Raw genomic sequence first — 17,223 nt, 5'->3', positions numbered from 1 at the left:
AAACTCACCGGGGACAGGCGCTGAGATAAGGGAGTCGCAACATGGCGGTTCAAAAATGGGTATTAAAAGGCGTGTTGACGGGCGCATTGGCGTTCATGCTAAGCGGTTGCGTTACCATTCCTGATGCGATTAAAGGTTCAAGCCCAACGCCACAGCAGGATCTGGTACGGGTCATGAATGCGCCGCAACTGTATGTCGGACAGGAAGCACGCTTTGGCGGCAAAGTGGTGGACATTCAGAATCAGCAGGGGAAATCCCGACTGGAAATTGCCACCGTGCCTCTCGACAGCGGCGCGCGTCCGATTCTGGGTGAAGCCTCACGCGGGCGTATTTATGCCGATGTTAATGGCTTTCTCGATCCGGTGGATTTCCGCGGACAACTGGTCACCGTCGTAGGGCCTATTAGCGGCACGGTGGACGGTAAAATTGGCAGTACGCCGTATAAGTTCATGCTGATGCAGGTAACCGGTTATAAACGCTGGCATATTACTCAGCAGATCGTGATGCCTCCGCAGCCCATCGATCCCTGGTTCTACGGTGCGCGTGGCTGGCCATACGGCGGCTACGGCGGATGGGGATGGTACAATCCAGGTCCGGCACAGGTTCAGACGATAGTTACGGAATAACTCTTTGATTTATATGTAAAAGAAGCAGCGGCGCGTCCGCTGTTTCTGCATTTATGTGGCTATAAGAAAAATAAATAGTGACGTGCTTCGCAACCTTGTCGTTGTGTAATAAACAAACTGGTACGCTGAGTTAATATTATGTTAACAGTTTGTTTATTGTCTGGGGTTGTGATGACGACGAATACGCATTTTAGAGGTGATGTATTGAAAAAGGTTTGGCTTAACCGTTATCCCGCAGGTGTTCCCGCGGAGATCAATCCTGACCGTTATCAATCCCTGGTGGAACTGTTTGAACATTCAGTCAGGCGCTATGCCGATCAGCCCGCGTTTGTGAATATGGGGGAGGTGATGACCTTCCGCAAACTCGAAGAGCGTAGCCGCGCATTTGCGGCATATTTGCAAGAAGGGCTGGGGTTGAAAAAGGGCGATCGTGTCGCACTGATGATGCCGAACCTGCTGCAGTATCCGGTGGCGCTGTTTGGCATTCTGCGTGCCGGCATGATTGTGGTAAACGTGAACCCATTGTACACACCGCGTGAACTGGAGCATCAGCTTAATGACAGCGGCGCGGCAGCGATTGTGATCGTGTCCAACTTTGCCCACACGCTGGAGAAAGTGGTCGATAAAACATCGGTTCAGCACGTGATCCTGACGCGAATGGGCGATCAACTCTCAACCGCCAAAGGAACGCTGGTTAACTTTGTTGTGAAGTACATCAAGCGGCTGGTACCGAAATATCACCTGCCTGATGCCATCTCGTTTCGCAGTGCGTTACAAAACGGGTATCGCATGCAGTATGTGAAGCCTGAAGTGGTATCTGAAGATCTGGCCTTCCTGCAATACACCGGGGGGACAACCGGTGTGGCAAAAGGTGCAATGCTCACCCACCGCAATATGCTGGCGAACCTCGAGCAGGTCCATGCTACTTACGGTCCGTTGCTGCATCCGGGTAAAGAGCTGGTGATCACCGCGCTACCGCTGTATCACATTTTTGCTTTAACGATGAACTGCCTGCTGTTTATTGAGCTTGGCGGTCAAAACGTACTGATCACTAACCCACGTGATATTCCGGGCCTGGTAAAAGAGCTGGCGAAATACCCGTTTACCGCCATGACCGGCGTCAATACGCTGTTCAACGCCTTGCTGAATAACAAAGACTTCCAACAACTAGATTTCTCGTCGCTGCATCTTTCTGCGGGGGGCGGTATGCCCGTCCAGCAGGCGGTTGCAGAACGTTGGGTGAAGCTGACCGGCCAATATCTGCTGGAAGGCTATGGCCTGACCGAGTGTTCGCCGCTGGTGAGCGTCAATCCGCATGATATCGACTATCACAGCGGCAGTATTGGCCTGCCAGTTCCCTCCACTGAGGTTAAGCTGGTGGATGATGACGATAACGAAGTCCCGCCGGGCGAGCCGGGTGAACTGTGCGTGAAAGGCCCGCAGGTGATGCTGGGTTACTGGCAGCGCCCGGATGCGACCGATGAAATTGTTAAAGATGGTTGGCTGCACACCGGGGATATTGCGGTGATGGACGACGAAGGCTTCCTGCGTATCGTCGATCGCAAAAAAGATATGATCCTGGTCTCCGGTTTTAACGTTTATCCGAACGAAATTGAAGACGTGGTGATGCAACATCCTGGCGTTCAGGAAGTAGCCGCGGTGGGCGTGCCCTCGGGCAGCAGCGGTGAAGCAGTGAAGATTTTTGTCGTGAAGAAAGACGCGTCACTCACCGATGAAGCGCTGATTACGTTCTGCCGCCGTCAGTTGACCGGCTACAAGGTCCCGAAGCTGGTGGAATTCCGTGATGAGTTACCAAAATCTAACGTCGGCAAAATTTTGCGACGAGAATTGCGTGACGAAGCCCGTAGCAAAGTGGACAATAAAGGCTGAGCGTTAAGTCAGTCATCAGAAAGCGCCGGTTAATCCGGCGTTTTTTTTGGCGCAAACCTGAGAGAGCACGATTTGAATTACCAAATGATTACCACGGACGACGCGTTGGCCACGCTGTGCGAAGCCGTTCGTGAGTTTCCGGCGATTGCCCTGGATACTGAGTTTGTTCGCACGCGTACCTATTATCCGCAGCTGGGACTCATTCAGCTGTTTGACGGCAAACACGTTGCTCTGATTGATCCGCTGGGGATCACCGACTGGTCGCCGCTGCGCGACATTTTACGCGACACCACGATAACCAAATTCCTGCACGCGGGAAGTGAAGACCTGGAAGTGTTTCTCAACACCTTTGGCGAACTTCCGCAGCCGCTGATTGATACGCAAATTCTGGCCGCGTTTTGCGGTCGCCCGCTGTCGTGGGGATTTGCCGCGATGGTGGAAGAGTTTACGGGGGTGGCGCTGGACAAAAGCGAATCCCGTACGGACTGGCTGGCCCGACCGCTGACTGAGCGTCAGTGTGAGTATGCTGCCGCGGACGTCTGGTATTTATTACCGATCACCGCAAAACTGATGGCTGAAACCGATGCCTCTGGCTGGCTACCGGCCGCGCTGGATGAGTGTCGTTTAATGCAGCAGCGTCGCCAGGAAGTACTGGCGCCTGAGGACGCGTGGCGTGACATTACCAACGCCTGGCAGCTGCGTACCCGTCAGCTTGCCTGCCTGCAACTGCTGGCTGACTGGCGACTGCGTAAAGCGCGTGAACGCGATCTGGCGGTGAATTTCGTGGTACGCGAAGAGCATCTGTGGTCAGTGGCGCGCTATATGCCGGGTAGTCTGGGTGAGCTGGACAGCCTCGGTCTTTCCGGGAGCGAAATTCGCTTCCATGGCAAGACACTGATTTCATTGGTAGAAAAAGCGCAGGCCCTGCCGGAAGCATCGTTGCCTGAACCACTGCTGAACCTGATGGATATGCCGGGCTACCGTAAAGCCTTCAAAGCCATTAAGGCGCTGGTGGCTGACGTGAGCGCGGAACACAATCTCAGCGTGGAGCTGCTGGCCTCCCGCCGTCAGATAAATCAGTTGCTTAACTGGCACTGGAAATTAAAGCCGAAGTCTTCCTTGCCGGAGCTTATTTCCGGCTGGCGTGGCGACCTGATGGCCGAGCGACTTAACGCCCTGTTGCTGGAATATCCACAATAAGCGAGTGTCTGGTGGTTATTCTGGAACCCTATCTACTGTTTATTCGGTAATAACGCTATTCAGGACGGGTCACTGAAAATAAAAAAGGCAGAATATTCTGCCTTTTTTCGACCACAACTTTTTTACCCAAGCGCTTATTTCGACTCTTCTGCTTCTGGTAATGTCACGTTAAGTTCGAGGATAGAAATATCGCCGTCTTTTTGTTCAAGTTGTACAGTGACCATCTCTGGATCGATTTGTACATACTTACAGATAACGTCGAGAATATCTTTCCTCAACTGCGGTAAATAATGCGGTTCGGCGTCACTACGACGACGTTCTGCAACAATGATCTGCAGTCGCTCTTTAGCGATGTTTGCTGTGCTCTTTTTCCGCGAGAGAAAAAAATCCAGTAATGCCATAACTTATCCTCCGAACAGGCGTTTGAGGAAACCTTTCTTCTCTTCTTCAACGAAGCGGAAAGGACGTTCTTCTCCCAACAGACGGTCTACGGTATCTGCATAAGCTTTGCCAGCATCCGCATTGATGTCGAGGATCACCGGCTCACCCTGGTTAGATGCGCGCAGGACTGACTGATCTTCCGGAATCACACCAACCAGTTTGATGCGCAGAATTTCCAGTACGTCTTCCATGCTGAGCATGTCGCCTCTGTTTACGCGGCCAGGGTTGTAGCGCGTAAGCAGCAGATGCTCTTTAATCGGATCTTCACCATTTTCCGCGCGACGAGATTTCGACGCCAGAATGCCCAGAATACGGTCAGAGTCACGTACTGAAGACACTTCCGGGTTGGTGGTAATAATCGCTTCATCGGCAAAATACAGTGCCATTAGCGCACCGGTTTCAATACCGGCCGGGGAGTCGCAGACGATGAAGTCGAAGTCCATCGATTTCAGATCATCCAGAACTTTTGCGACGCCTTCACGCGTCAGCGCGTCTTTATCGCGAGTCTGTGAGGCCGGAAGAATAAAGAGATTTTCAGTACGCTTATCTTTGATTAACGCCTGATTTAACGACGCATCGCCCTGAATAACGTTGACGAAGTCGTAAACGACGCGGCGTTCGCAACCCATGATCAAATCGAGGTTACGCAGGCCGATATCAAAATCAATAACGACAGTTTTCTTTCCCTTCTGGGCCAAACCTGTAGCGATGGCCGCGCTGGAGGTGGTTTTGCCAACGCCCCCTTTACCCGAAGTAACAACAATAATGCGTGCCATAGAAATTCCTTGTTAAAAAGGGATCAATTCAACGGTTGAACTGTCAAAGCGTTCTCTGCTAATTGCAGACGCGCCGCTTTGCCATAAAATTCTGCTGGGATTTTATCACTCAGCCAATAAACACCTGCGATAGACACCAGTTCTGCCGTCAGGTGGGTACAAAAAATCTGTGCTTCTCGATCGCCGCTTGCACCCGCCAGTGCACGGCCTCTCATCATGCCATAAACGTGAATATTGCCGTCAGCGATGAGTTCTGCGCCCGCGCTGACGTGGTTTGTAACAATCAGATCACATTGTGGTGCATAAATGCGCTGACCGGAACGAACCGGGACATTTATTAATCGTGTTTTTGTGATGGGAGTAACGTTTTGTACCGGCGCGGCAGGTGCGGGTTCAGCAATGGGGGCAGGGCGCAGCGCTTTTTCTTTACCTTCAGTCAGTAAAGGCAGGCCCATTTCGTCGATCTCTGCTTTGAGTCTGGCATCTTTGCAGCCGCTAACGCCGATAATGCGCAGACCGGTAGATGCGACAACTTTCTGCAGCGTTGGCCAGTTTACCGGGCTTTCAAGGCCACTGACGTTGATCACCACGGGAGCATGTTTTAAAAAAGCAGGAGCCTGCGCGATTTTGTCTTCCAACGCCTGACGAATAACCTCGGGTTCTGACTCGTGCAAGTGAACCACAGATAAGGTGAAGCTACTGCCTTTAAGCTCGATTGGCGTGTTTGACATCCTGGCCTTACTCAATTTGCTATTTATCATCCCCAGCGCGGGGTGATATTCCGAAGACTATAAGGCATGTTATAGTCAGTATTATATTGAGGCAAGCCACCATTCCGTGAATTCAGAGTAAAAGATATGTTTTGTGTGATCTACCGAAGCAGCAAACGTGACCAGACCTATTTATATGTCGAAAAAAAAGACGATTTCTCTCGCGTTCCTGAAGAACTGATGAAAGGTTTTGGTCAGCCGAAACTGGCAATGATTTTACCACTTGATGGTCGCAAGAAACTGGTGAACGCTGACCTTGAAAAAGTAAAACAGGCGTTAACCGAGCAGGGCTATTATTTACAAATCCCGCCACCGCCAGAAGATTTACTCAAACAGCATCTGTCTGTGGCAAAACAAAATATACCAGACGCTAAAGGTTAAACTGTATCCGGCAGCCGCATGTCCCGTCGATGCAGTTCCTGAAATCGAAGACGACGTTAGGGGAAAGTCATGTATCAACATCACAACTGGCATGGTGCTCTGCTGGATTACCCAGTGAGTAAAGTGGTTTGCGTGGGCAGTAATTACGCAAAGCACATTAAGGAGATGGGCAGCGCAACGCCAGATGAACCCGTGCTGTTTATCAAACCGGAAACGGCATTGTGCGACCTGCGCCAACCGCTGGTTATCCCGGCGGATATGGGGGCGGTGCACCACGAAGTTGAGCTGGCGGTGCTGATTGGCGCGACCCTGCGCCAGGCAACGGAAGATCATGTGCGTAAAGCCATTGCCGGTTATGGCGTGGCGCTGGATCTGACCCTGCGCGATATTCAGGGCAAAATGAAGAAAGCGGGGCAGCCGTGGGAAAAAGCGAAAGGATTTGATAATTCCTGTCCGCTGTCGGGCTTCATTCCGGTATCGGAGTTTAACGGCGATCCGCAAAATACGCTGCTCAGTCTGACGGTAAACGGTGAAACACGTCAGCACGGTTCTACGGCGGACATGATCCATCACATTATTCCGTTGATTGCCTACATGAGTCGTTTCTTCACCCTCAAAGCGGGGGATGTGGTATTGACAGGAACGCCAGAAGGCGTAGGGCCGTTACACAGTGGTGATGAGCTGGCGATCGGTTTTCACGGTCAAACGCTGACGACGAGAGTACTGTAATCTCTTCTTGCCGCCTTTTCGGGCGGCAAAACTTGCATCAACGTGCCAGACTGGTTATAAGGTGCAGCTTTATTGCAATAGCGGATACCCTGATGAGCGACATACCTTTCTGGCAAAGCAAAACCCTGGATGAAATGACCGATGCCGAGTGGGAGTCATTATGCGACGGATGTGGTCAATGCTGCCTGCATAAGCTGATGGATGAAGATACCGACGAAATCTATTTTACCAACGTCGCCTGTAAGCAGCTCAATATCAAAACCTGCCAGTGCCGTAACTACGAACGTCGTTTCGAATACGAGCCTGATTGCATCAAGCTGACGCGTGACAATTTGCCAACTTTTGAATGGCTACCGATGACCTGCGCGTATCGTCTGCTTGCGGAAGGGAAAGGGCTGCCGGACTGGCACCCGCTACTGACTGGCTCGAAAGCCGCGATGCACGGTGAGCGTATTTCAGTCCGTCATATTGCGGTGAAAGAATCAGAAGTACACGACTGGCAGGATCACATTTTGAACAAACCTTCATGGGCGGACTGAGCCGCCCATCGGTTAACAGGCGCTAAAGATTAAGATTTTTTCGCCTGATACATCTCATCTGAGTGGTTGTCATCTTCAACCCAGAAATTAATGTTGAACTGCGCGTCGTCGCTTAATTCAACACGATGCCAGTACTGCGGTGGGCTGGTCGCAAACTGACCGGCATTTATCACCACTTTCACTTCAGGTTCTTTCGCTTCTTCATTCGCAAAGCCGTAATACGTTACCGTACCTTCCATCACGCAAAGCTGTCCAAAGACGCCTGCTGCGGTGTTATGGTGGGAAAGCAGTGCGGCTGGGACAGTGTCTTTTGTGAAAAAGGGAGTAGAGCGTTTAACTTTCCAGTTTGCCGGGATGCGTAAATGGGACATGGGACATCTCCTTGGTGTGGCATCTATAAGATGTATTTAATATACATCTTATAGATGCCACCAAGCAATGACATTATGGCAAAAAAAAACGCTCCCGAAGGAGCGTCTCTGTTAGCGACCGAAGAGGTCGCGTTTTTTCGGTTTAAACGGTTGGGCAATGACCACCAGCACGGCGACCACTAGGTACGCAGCAAAGATCCCTAATAGCCACTGTGGCATTTCAAGGGTTAAAAAAGACCACTGACGCTCGGCGCAGTCGCCGGATGCCAGGAAAACCTGAGGCAGCCATTTGTCCAGCGGTAACCAGCTCGGAAAGCGCGCCGCAAAATCACAGGTCATGAACGGAGACGGGTGAAGCTGGATCATGGTGTGCTCATATGCTAACTGCAGACCGCGCCAGGCGCTGTAAATCCAGATAACCATCGCTACATAACGCAGCGGCGTTTTTGGCGCGATAGCACCCACCAGCCCGGCACCCATTACGCCGAATAACGCACTACGTTCGTAAATACACAACACGCAAGGTTTAAGCAGCATCACGTGCTGGAACCACAGCGCAACGAGTTCCAGCGCCAGGGCGGTTAGCGCCAACAATAACCATGCTCCGCGACCGCGGGAGCACTGGTTTAAAAATCGCAACATAATAAATTCCCTGCAACATGCGTAGAGAGCGCAGTTTAAACCAATTCAATTTATGCGCCACTAGCAGCTATTGAAATATTGTGTAATCGGATAATTATCATGCAAAAAGTCAAACCGGGCAGTGATTTGCCCGGTAAGTTGTTATGAAAGTGTAGCTAACCAGCCTATTTGCGTCATCCACTCGGTCACCGGGACGAGGGTGAATTCCACGCACAAAAGACCGACCAGCGTCAGTACGAGGGTATACGGCAGCGCCATCCATACCATGCGGCCATAGGAGAGGCGAATCAACGGTGCCAGTGCGGAAGTCAGCAGGAACAGGAATGCGGCCTGGCCATTCGGAGTTGCGACGGAAGGCAGGTTAGTCCCGGTATTAATCGCCACGGCTAACAGTTCGAACTGGTTCAGGCTGATGGTCCCGTGCTCCATCGCCGCTTTGGCTTCGTTAATGTAAATCGTGCCTACAAAGACGTTATCGGAGATAGAAGAAAGCAGACCGTTAAAGAGGTAGAACAGAGTGAGCTGGGCATGCTCTGAAGCCTGTAAAACAAAATGAATAATCGGAGCGAACAATTGCTGATCGATAATTACGGCCACAATTGAGAAGAACACGGTCAGCAGCGCGGTGAACGGCAGTGACTCGGTGAACGCCTTGCCGATAGCATGTTCATCAGTGACCCCCGTTAAGGACGTCGCCAGGATGATAACCGACAGGCCTATCAGTCCAACTTCGGCCAGATGCAGGGCCAGGGCGATAACCAGCCAGACGCCGATAATCGCCTGGACAATCAGTTTGATCTTGTCCTGGCGGGTACGCTGCTGGCGGCTTTGATCGTCATATTGCTGCAGAACGTCACGTACCTTTTCAGGCAATGTTTCACCATAGCCAAACCAACGTAATTTCTCGACCAGCATGCAGGTTAGCAGTCCGCAGATCAGCACCGGGACGGTGACCGGGGACATCCGCAGGAAGAAATCCCCGAAATGCCAGCCCGCCGCTTTGGCGATAATCAGGTTTTGCGGTTCACCAACCATGGTCATCACGCCGCCTAACGCCGTGCCGACGCCGGCATGCATCATCAGGCTGCGCAGAAAACCGCGGAACTGCTCGAGCACGGCTTTATTGTGCTGATCAATATGGCTGTCATCGAGCATATTATCTTCCCCACGGGAAGAGGCGATGCGGTGGTAAATGCCATAAAAACCGACCGCCACGCTTATCACGACGGCGACCACGGTCAATGCATCGAGGAACGCGGACAGGAAGGCGGCGGCTACGCAGAAGGACAGCGACAGCAGCATTTTAGAGCGAATGCTCAGCAGCAATCGGGTAAAAATAAACAGCAGTAACTGCTTCATAAAGTAGATGCCCGCCACCATAAACATCAGCAGCAATAACACCTCAAGATTGGCGGCAATCTCTTCACGCACGTGCGTGGCGCTGGTCATGCCAATGACGACGGCTTCAATCGCCAGCAGGCCACCCGGCAGCAGCGGATAACATTTGAGCGCCATTGCCAGCGTAAAAATGAACTCAGCCACCAGCAGCCACCCGGCAACGAACGGGTTGATGAAGAAAATAATCGGGTTAACGATTAAGAAGGATAATAATGCGAGTTTGTACCAGTCCGGCGACTGGCCTAAAAAGTTGCGCCACAGCGCGCGACCCCAGGATAGCTCCATGGCAGTTTCCCTTACCTGTAAAAATGAAATCATGTTTTTATGTTTGACGGCAAAGCTTAGCGGGAGGAGGGAACGCAGGCAAGCTCTTCACGTGCTTCGTCGCGCCAATTGCGCCCCAGCGTTATCTGGAAAATGAAGCCTTGATCCACTTTTTCTTCATTGCCTCAGCTATCAGCTATCAGACCCGTCTGGTATGATGTGTGTAACTATGTTTTGCTGTGTAATGGAATTATTACTATGGTCATTAAGGCGCAAAGCCCAGCGGGGTTCGCGGAAGAGTACATCATTGAAAGTATCTGGAATAACCGCTTCCCCCCAGGCACTATTTTGCCCGCTGAACGTGAACTCTCTGAACTTATCGGAGTAACACGCACCACGCTACGCGAAGTGTTACAGCGCCTGGCGCGGGACGGCTGGTTGACCATTCAGCACGGCAAACCGACGAAAGTGAATAATTTCTGGGAAACGTCAGGCCTGAATATTCTTGAAACGCTGGCGCGCCTCGATCACGAGAGCGTTCCGCAGCTGATTGATAATCTGCTGTCGGTGCGTACCAACATCTCAACAATCTTCATTCGCACCGCATTCCGCCAACATCCGGACAAAGCGCAGGAAGTGCTGGCGACGGCAAATCAGGTAGCCGACCACGCTGACGCTTTTGCTGACCTGGACTACAACATTTTCCGCGGCCTGGCATTCGCGTCCGGCAATCCGATTTACGGCCTGATCCTCAACGGCATGAAGGGATTGTATACCCGTATTGGTCGTCATTATTTCGCCAACCCGGAAGCCCGCGGTCTGGCACTGAGCTTCTACCGTAAGCTGTCATTGCTCTGCGAGCAGGGCTCCCATGACCAGGTGTATGAGACGGTGCGCAGTTACGGTCACGACAGCGGCGAGATTTGGCATCGCATGCAGAAAAACCTGCCCGGCGATTTAGCCATTCAGGGCCGTTAATCGCTCAATGCCGGATGGTGGTGTGAACACCTTATCCGGCCTACGTGGATGTCTAGTGTAGGCCGGATAAGACGCTTTCGCGTCGCCATCCGGCAATAAGATTCACAGACCGTTCATTCTCGGCGGGCAACGTTCCAGCAGTTCCACGCTGCCATCCTCATTTTGTTGCTCCAGCGTTACGTCAAAACCCCATAACCGATGGACGTGCTTCAGCACCTCTTTGCGGCCCTTATCTAGCGGGGCGCGATTATGCGGGATATAGCGCAGTGTGAGAGAGCGATCGCCGCGCAAATCGACATTCCATACCTGAATGTTTGGCTCCAGGTTGCTCAGGTTATACTGCGACGACAGCCGGTTACGAATTTCACGGTATCCCTCTTCGTTATGAATTGCTGAGATTTCCAGATAATTATGTCTGTCATCGTCCAACACGGTGAACAGGCGGAAATCACGCATCACCTTCGGTGACAGGAACTGGCTGATAAAGCTCTCATCTTTAAAATCACGCATCGCGAAGTGCAGGGTTTCCAGCCAGTCAGAACCGGCGATATCCGGGAACCAGTATTTATCTTCCTCGGTCGGAGACTGACAAATACGTTTGATGTCCTGGAACATGGCGAATCCGAGCGCATAAGGGTTTATCCCGCTATACCACGGGCTGTTGTACGGCGGCTGGAACACCACATTGGTATGGCTGTGTAGAAACTCCAGCATAAACCGCTCGGTCACTTTGCCTTCATCGTACAGGTGGTTAAGGATGGTGTAATGCCAGAACGTCGCCCAGCCTTCGTTCATCACCTGGGTCTGTTTCTGCGGATAAAAATACTGGCTCACTTTGCGCACGATACGCAGCACTTCACGCTGCCAGGACTCCAGCAGCGGGGCATTTTTTTCCATAAAGTACAGCAGGTTTTCCTGGGGTTCAGAAGGATAACGCCGCGCTTCAAACACGGTTTTCTCTTCCTCTTTTTTCGGCAAGGTACGCCACAGCATATTTACCTGACTTTGCAGATATTCTTCGCGGCTTTTTTGCCGCGCTTTCTCTTCCTGCAATGAAATTTTTTGCGGGCGTTTATAGCGATCGACACCGTAGTTCATCAGTGCATGGCAGGAATCGAGCAGTTTTTCGACTTCGTCGACGCCGTAGCGCTCTTCACACTGGGTAATGTAGTTTCGGGCAAAAATCAGATAATCAACAATGGAGCTGGCATCCGTCCAGCTACGGAAAAGGTAGTTGTTCTTGAAGAAGGAGTTATGCCCATAGCAGGCGTGTGCCATCACCAGCGCCTGCATGGTGATGGTGTTCTCCTCCATCAGATACGCGATACATGGGTTGGAGTTGATGACAATCTCATAAGCCAGCCCTTGCTGACCGTGCTTATACAGACGTTCGGTTTCAATAAATTTTTTACCAAACGACCAGTGGGTATAGTTAATCGGCATCCCGACGCTGGAGTAGGCGTCCATCATCTGCTCGGAGGTAATGACCTCGATTTGGTGCGGATAGGTCTCCAGTCGGTAGAGTTTTGCCACGCGGTCTATTTCCGCCAGATAGACATCCAGCAGATCAAACGTCCAGTCGGGTCCATCGCTCAACCGTGTGGTGTCCTTGTTCATGGAATCAATCGTAGCCATTCGCGCACCCTCATTGTTGGCGGCACTCTCTGTCTGGAGTACCTCATTTCAAGCATAGAACACAGTGTTAAAAAACGTGCTGCGGCAGAAAATTTTTCTTTGCGATATCACGTTAATCCAACATCGAAAAACAGGATGTTCACGAAATTTTATGCTAGATAAAAATGACGCACAGCAGGAGATCCTAAAGCAGAGACATCCCTGTCGTTACCGCTATGTGTGAGGTACATCACCATAAAAAAGCCATATGTTGAATAATATTTTCAACTGAGTTATCAAGATGTAATTAGATGATTATTCTTTTACTGTTAACGGAGTGGCTATGCGAGTTGTCATACTGGGAAGTGGTGTCGTTGGCGTGACCAGCGCCTGGTATTTAAGTCAGGCTGGACACGATGTCACCGTCATTGATCGTGAGCCCGGTCCGGCGCTGGAAACCAGTGCGGCGAATGCGGGGCAAATCTCTCCAGGCTATGCAGCACCGTGGGCGGCACCCGGCGTACCGCTAAAAGCGATTAAATGGATGTTTCAACGCCATGCGCCGTTGGCCGTTCGCCTTGACGGCACGCAGTTCCAACTGAAATGGATGTGGCAGATGCTACGCAACTGTGACACCAGTCATTACATGGAAAACAAAGGTCGTATGGTGCGTCTGGCGGAATATAGCCGTGATTGCCTGAAGGCGCTGCGAGCCACTACCGGCATTGAATATGAAGGTCGTCAGGGCGGGACGCTGCAGCTATTCCGTACCGCGCAGCAGTATGAGAACGCCACGCGCGACATCGCCGTTCTGGAAGATGCGGGTGTGCCATATCAACTGCTGGAAGCCCATCGCCTCGCGGAAGTTGAACCGGCTCTGGCCGAAGTGGCGCATAAGCTGACCGGCGGGCTGCGTCTACCGAATGACGAAACCGGCGACTGTCAGCTGTTTACCCAACGCTTGGCACAAATGGCGGAGCTGGCAGGGGTTAAATTCCGCTTCAACACACCGGTTGATAAGCTGCTGAGCGATGGCGAGCAGATTTATGGCGTGCAGTGCGGTGAGGAAATTATCAAAGCCGATGCTTATGTGATGGCATTTGGCTCTTACTCCACGGCTATGCTGAAAGGGATGGTCGATATTCCGGTTTACCCACTCAAAGGTTATTCGCTGACCATTCCGATCGCGGAGGACGACGGCGCGCCGGTGTCGACTATCCTTGATGAAACCTACAAAATTGCCATTACCCGTTTTGATAACCGTATCCGCGTGGGCGGCATGGCGGAGATCGTGGGCTTCAATACTGAATTATTACAGCCGCGACGTGAAACGCTGGAAATGGTGGTGCGCGATCTCTTCCCGCGCGGGGGGCATGTGGAGCAGGCCACCTTCTGGACCGGGCTGCGGCCGATGACGCCGGACGGCACGCCGGTAGTCGGGCGTACCCGTTTTAAGAACCTGCTGCTCAACACCGGTCACGGTACGCTGGGCTGGACCATGGCCTGTGGATCGGGACAGTTGCTGAGCGATATTCTTTCTGGTCGCACGCCCGCCATCCCTTACGATGACCTGAGCGTGGCGCGTTACAGCCCAGGATTTTCGCCGTCACGTCCACGACATTTACACGGCGCACATAGCTGAGAAGGACGCGAGATGACCCGCCCAATACTGGCCAGCATTGACCTGCAGGCGTTGAAACAAAATTTAGGCATTGCACGGCAGGCCGCACCGGACGCCCGCGTCTGGTCGGTGGTAAAAGCCAATGCTTATGGACATGGCATTGAGCGCGTCTGGAATGCGCTGGGGACCACCGACGGTTTCGCCATGCTGAATCTGGAAGAAGCGATAACGCTGCGCGAGCGTGGCTGGAAAGGCCCGATCTTAATGCTGGAAGGTTTTTTCCACGCCGACGATCTGACGGTGTATGACCAATATCGTTTAACCACCTGTGTACACAGCAACTGGCAGCTCAAAGCGTTACAAAATGCCCGACTGAACGCTCCGCTGGATGTATACCTGAAGGTTAACAGCGGCATGAACCGTCTGGGCTTTTTGCCTGAGCGGGTGGCAACCGTCTGGCAACAGCTGCGGGCGATGCCGAATGTGGGTGAAATGACGCTGATGTCGCACTTTGCTGATGCCGAACATCCGGACGGTATTCAGGACGCGATGGCGCGTATTGCACAGGCGACGGAAGGGCTTGAATGCCGACGTTCGCTGTCAAACTCCGCCGCCACGCTGTGGCACCCGGAAGCCCATTTTGACTGGGTACGCCCGGGTATTATTTTGTACGGTGCCTCTCCGTCAGGGCAATGGCGGGACATCGCCAACACCGGTCTCAAACCGGTAATGAGCCTGAACAGCGAGGTCATCGGGGTGCAAACGCTGAAGGCCGGTGACAGGGTCGGCTACGGTGGGCGTTACACCGCACGCGGTGAACAACGTATCGGGATTGTGGCGACCGGCTATGCCGATGGATATCCGCGCCATGCACCGAGCGGCACGCCGGTGCTGGTGGACGGTGTCCGTACCGGGACGGTCGGCACGGTGTCGATGGATATGCTGGCAGTGGATCTGACGCCATGTCCTCAGGCAGGCATTGGTACGCCGGTAGAGCTGTGGGGCAAAGAGATCAAAATCGACGATGTGGCTACCGCGGCCGGTACGGTGGGGTACGAGTTGATGTGCTCGCTGGCGCTGCGCGTACCGGTTGTGACGGTGTAACTTTTGTAAAGTTGCCTGATGGCGATGCGCTTATCAGGCCTACAATAGCAGTACATTTGTAAGCCGGGTACGGCGCAGCCGCTACCCGGCAAAAACATCACTATTATTCATCCTCGTCTTCTGCCACGCGAACGCCGACTTTCAGCACCGAATTATCTTCTTTCTCGGCCACCGTCCAGATCATCCCGGCAAATTCGACCTGGTCGCCGACCACCGGTGCGGCGCCTAACAATTGCTGGACGATCTCACCCAGCGTCTGCTGCTTATCGCGATATTCAGTGCCATCTTCCAGCCCGTATATCAGCGCCACGTCGGCGTATTTGGCGCTGGCTTCGAGAATAAAGTCACCAAAGAAACGCTGGTCTAACGCGACCGGCGGCGACTGGCTGAACAGCTTGCCTAATGCGGGAAGATCGCGCTCGCGACCAATAACGCACAATACGTCACCTTCACGCAGGCGGGTGCTGCCCGACGGATGAAACAGCACGTTGTCACGAAACAGCGCGGCAATTCGCGTCTCGTCTGGCATATGCAGGTCGCGTAGTGCGGCCCCCACACACCATTTATCGGCACTCAGTTGATAAACAAACTGCTCCCAGGGATTGTCAGGATGAATATCCAGACCAATGCGCGAAACGGGCCAGCCGACCGGTGGAACCACCACTTTGGCTTTTTTGGCAGCCCAAGAGAGCGATGTCCCCTGAAACAACAGCGAAATCAGGACGACGAAGAACGCCACGTTAAAGAACAGACGGGCATTATCCAGCCCGGCCATCATCGGGAAGACGGCGAGGATGATCGGCACCGCACCGCGCAAGCCGACCCAACTGATGAAAATGCGCTCACGCAGATTAAAACCCCGGAACGGCAGCAGCCCGGCGAACACCGACAGCGGGCGGGCAACGAAAATCATCCAGGCAGACAAAATCAGCGCCGGAATGGCAATGGGCAGCAGGTCGGATGGCGTCACCAGCAGACCCAGTACCAGGAACATGGCGATTTGCGCCAGCCAGGCCAGGCCGTCAAAGTTTTGTAGAATACCGAACCGGTTGCGAATGGGGCGATTACCCAACAGGAAACCACACAGGTAGACCGCCAGAATACCGCTGCCTTCCAGCGCGGTGGTGAGGGCAAAAATCAGGATCCCGCCGCTTAACGCCAGCAGTGGATACAATCCGGCAGGCAGCGAAATCCGGTTAATCATTTGCTGGAGCAGATAACCGCCACCCAGACCCAGCGCAATACCCAGACCGAACTGTTGAATAATATGCACCGCGAACATCCAGCTTAAGCCGGTCTCGTGGTTTTGGATCATTTCAATTAGCGTGATGGTCAGAAACACCGCCATCGGGTCATTGCTGCCCGATTCTATTTCCAGCGTCGAGCCGACACGTTCGTTCAGACCCTTCCCACCGAGCAGGGAAAATACCGCCGCGGCGTCGGTTGAGCCAACAATCGCGCCAATCAATAAACCCTCGATGAGATCCAGATGAAACAGCCACGCGGCCATCATGCCGGTTAAGCCGGAGGTGATCAGCACGCCCACGGTCGCCAGTGATAATGCCGGACCGAGCGCTACGCGAAAGGAACTGGCCTGGGTACGCATCCCGCCATCAAGCAGGATAACCGCCAGCGCCAGGTTACTCACCATGTAGGCGAAAGGGTAGTTATCAAAAGGAATACCGCCAATGCCATCTACGCCCGCTAACATACCGATCGCGAGAAATATCACCAGGATCGGGATACCAAGACGTGATGAGAATGAACTGAGTAAGATACTGCAGGTGACGAGAACGGAACCCAAAATAAAAAGGCTAATAATTGCTGCGGCATCCAACGTTCGGTTACTCCTGAATTACGCTGTTTCGTATTAACAAAC

17 protein-coding genes are annotated in these 17,223 nt (G+C 52.7%); 9 read left to right on the top strand and 8 right to left on the bottom strand.

From position 1 onward, the window contains the following. The first annotated feature begins 41 nt into the window (after positions 1-41). From FDX22_RS07120 to rnd, 3 genes are all read left to right on the top strand, one after another. Complete coding sequence (locus FDX22_RS07120; RefSeq protein ID WP_096756721.1) at positions 42-626, top strand: Slp family lipoprotein; 585 nt, start codon at positions 42-44, stop codon at positions 624-626. Positions 627-830: 204 nt separating this feature from the next. Further along, positions 831-2,516 (top strand): long-chain-fatty-acid--CoA ligase FadD, encoded by a 1,686-nt coding sequence (fadD, locus tag FDX22_RS07115; RefSeq protein WP_135911878.1) that lies wholly within the window; start codon positions 831-833, stop codon positions 2,514-2,516. 84 nt (positions 2,517-2,600) lie between these two features. Next, positions 2,601-3,716 (top strand): ribonuclease D, encoded by a 1,116-nt coding sequence (gene rnd, locus FDX22_RS07110; RefSeq protein WP_146716924.1) that lies wholly within the window; start codon positions 2,601-2,603, stop codon positions 3,714-3,716. A 134-nt stretch (positions 3,717-3,850) separates the two neighbouring features. Here rnd and minE read toward each other — a convergent pair whose 3' ends face one another. From minE to minC, 3 genes are read right to left on the bottom strand one after another with little or no spacing between them, the layout of a single operon-like run. Beyond that, entirely contained in the window at positions 3,851-4,117 is a 267-nt protein-coding gene (minE, locus tag FDX22_RS07105; RefSeq protein ID WP_003833739.1) for a cell division topological specificity factor MinE, read from the bottom strand. A gap of 3 nt (positions 4,118-4,120) precedes the next feature. Further along, complete coding sequence (gene minD / locus FDX22_RS07100) at positions 4,121-4,933, bottom strand: septum site-determining protein MinD (protein ID WP_096756725.1); 813 nt, start codon at positions 4,931-4,933, stop codon at positions 4,121-4,123. 23 nt (positions 4,934-4,956) lie between these two features. Then, on the bottom strand, positions 4,957-5,664 hold the full coding sequence (gene minC, locus FDX22_RS07095) for a septum site-determining protein MinC (protein WP_096756726.1): 708 nt from the start codon (positions 5,662-5,664) through the stop codon (positions 4,957-4,959). A gap of 126 nt (positions 5,665-5,790) precedes the next feature. On the opposite strand from minC, the gene FDX22_RS07090 reads away from it, so the two are divergent. The 3 genes from FDX22_RS07090 to FDX22_RS07080 all read left to right on the top strand — a co-directional run bounded on the left by FDX22_RS07090 (position 5,791) and on the right by FDX22_RS07080 (position 7,352). After that, positions 5,791-6,084 (top strand): YcgL domain-containing protein, encoded by a 294-nt coding sequence (locus FDX22_RS07090; RefSeq protein WP_096756727.1) that lies wholly within the window; start codon positions 5,791-5,793, stop codon positions 6,082-6,084. Positions 6,085-6,153: 69 nt separating this feature from the next. Next, the gene (locus FDX22_RS07085; protein ID WP_096756728.1) at positions 6,154-6,813 is read left to right on the top strand and encodes a fumarylacetoacetate hydrolase family protein; all 660 of its coding nucleotides are present in this window, start codon (positions 6,154-6,156) and stop codon (positions 6,811-6,813) included. Positions 6,814-6,905: 92 nt separating this feature from the next. Further along, a complete protein-coding gene (locus tag FDX22_RS07080; protein WP_196209307.1) occupies positions 6,906-7,352 on the top strand; it encodes a YcgN family cysteine cluster protein in 447 nt (148 codons plus the stop codon). 29 nt (positions 7,353-7,381) lie between these two features. On the opposite strand, the gene FDX22_RS07075 is transcribed toward FDX22_RS07080, so the two are convergent. The 3 genes from FDX22_RS07075 to nhaB form a co-directional block, all read right to left on the bottom strand. Next, the gene (locus FDX22_RS07075; protein ID WP_096756729.1) at positions 7,382-7,723 is read right to left on the bottom strand and encodes a DUF1971 domain-containing protein; all 342 of its coding nucleotides are present in this window, start codon (positions 7,721-7,723) and stop codon (positions 7,382-7,384) included. 111 nt (positions 7,724-7,834) lie between these two features. Beyond that, a complete protein-coding gene (dsbB, locus tag FDX22_RS07070) occupies positions 7,835-8,365 on the bottom strand; it encodes a disulfide bond formation protein DsbB (RefSeq protein WP_096756730.1) in 531 nt (176 codons plus the stop codon). 141 nt (positions 8,366-8,506) lie between these two features. Next, a complete protein-coding gene (gene nhaB, locus FDX22_RS07065; protein ID WP_137399979.1) occupies positions 8,507-10,048 on the bottom strand; it encodes a Na(+)/H(+) antiporter NhaB in 1,542 nt (513 codons plus the stop codon). Between the two features lie 237 nt (positions 10,049-10,285). Between nhaB and fadR the strand changes: the two genes are divergently transcribed. After that, positions 10,286-11,005: a fatty acid metabolism transcriptional regulator FadR gene (gene fadR / locus FDX22_RS07060; RefSeq protein ID WP_096756732.1), complete on the top strand. Its 720-nt coding sequence runs from the start codon at positions 10,286-10,288 to the stop codon at positions 11,003-11,005. Positions 11,006-11,107: 102 nt separating this feature from the next. Here fadR and FDX22_RS07055 read toward each other — a convergent pair whose 3' ends face one another. Next, complete coding sequence (locus FDX22_RS07055; protein WP_096756733.1) at positions 11,108-12,640, bottom strand: SpoVR family protein; 1,533 nt, start codon at positions 12,638-12,640, stop codon at positions 11,108-11,110. A gap of 322 nt (positions 12,641-12,962) precedes the next feature. Between FDX22_RS07055 and FDX22_RS07050 the strand changes: the two genes are divergently transcribed. Together FDX22_RS07050 and dadX are read left to right on the top strand one after the other, a co-directional pair. Next, on the top strand, positions 12,963-14,261 hold the full coding sequence (locus FDX22_RS07050) for a D-amino acid dehydrogenase (protein ID WP_115258254.1): 1,299 nt from the start codon (positions 12,963-12,965) through the stop codon (positions 14,259-14,261). A gap of 12 nt (positions 14,262-14,273) precedes the next feature. Further along, the gene (gene dadX / locus FDX22_RS07045) at positions 14,274-15,344 is read left to right on the top strand and encodes a catabolic alanine racemase DadX (protein ID WP_135911881.1); all 1,071 of its coding nucleotides are present in this window, start codon (positions 14,274-14,276) and stop codon (positions 15,342-15,344) included. 103 nt (positions 15,345-15,447) lie between these two features. Here dadX and FDX22_RS07040 read toward each other — a convergent pair whose 3' ends face one another. Continuing rightward, positions 15,448-17,181, bottom strand: coding sequence for a potassium/proton antiporter (locus FDX22_RS07040; RefSeq protein WP_096756736.1), 1,734 nt, complete (start codon positions 17,179-17,181; stop codon positions 15,448-15,450). Between the last annotated feature and the right edge of the window lie 42 nt (positions 17,182-17,223).

It is taken from the genome of Citrobacter sp. TBCS-14, from assembly GCF_005280805.1.
Lineage (GTDB): Bacteria > Pseudomonadota > Gammaproteobacteria > Enterobacterales > Enterobacteriaceae > Citrobacter > Citrobacter gillenii.
The sequence above is the reverse complement of the archived record's forward strand: the minus strand, read 5'-3'. Positions and strand labels throughout refer to the sequence as shown.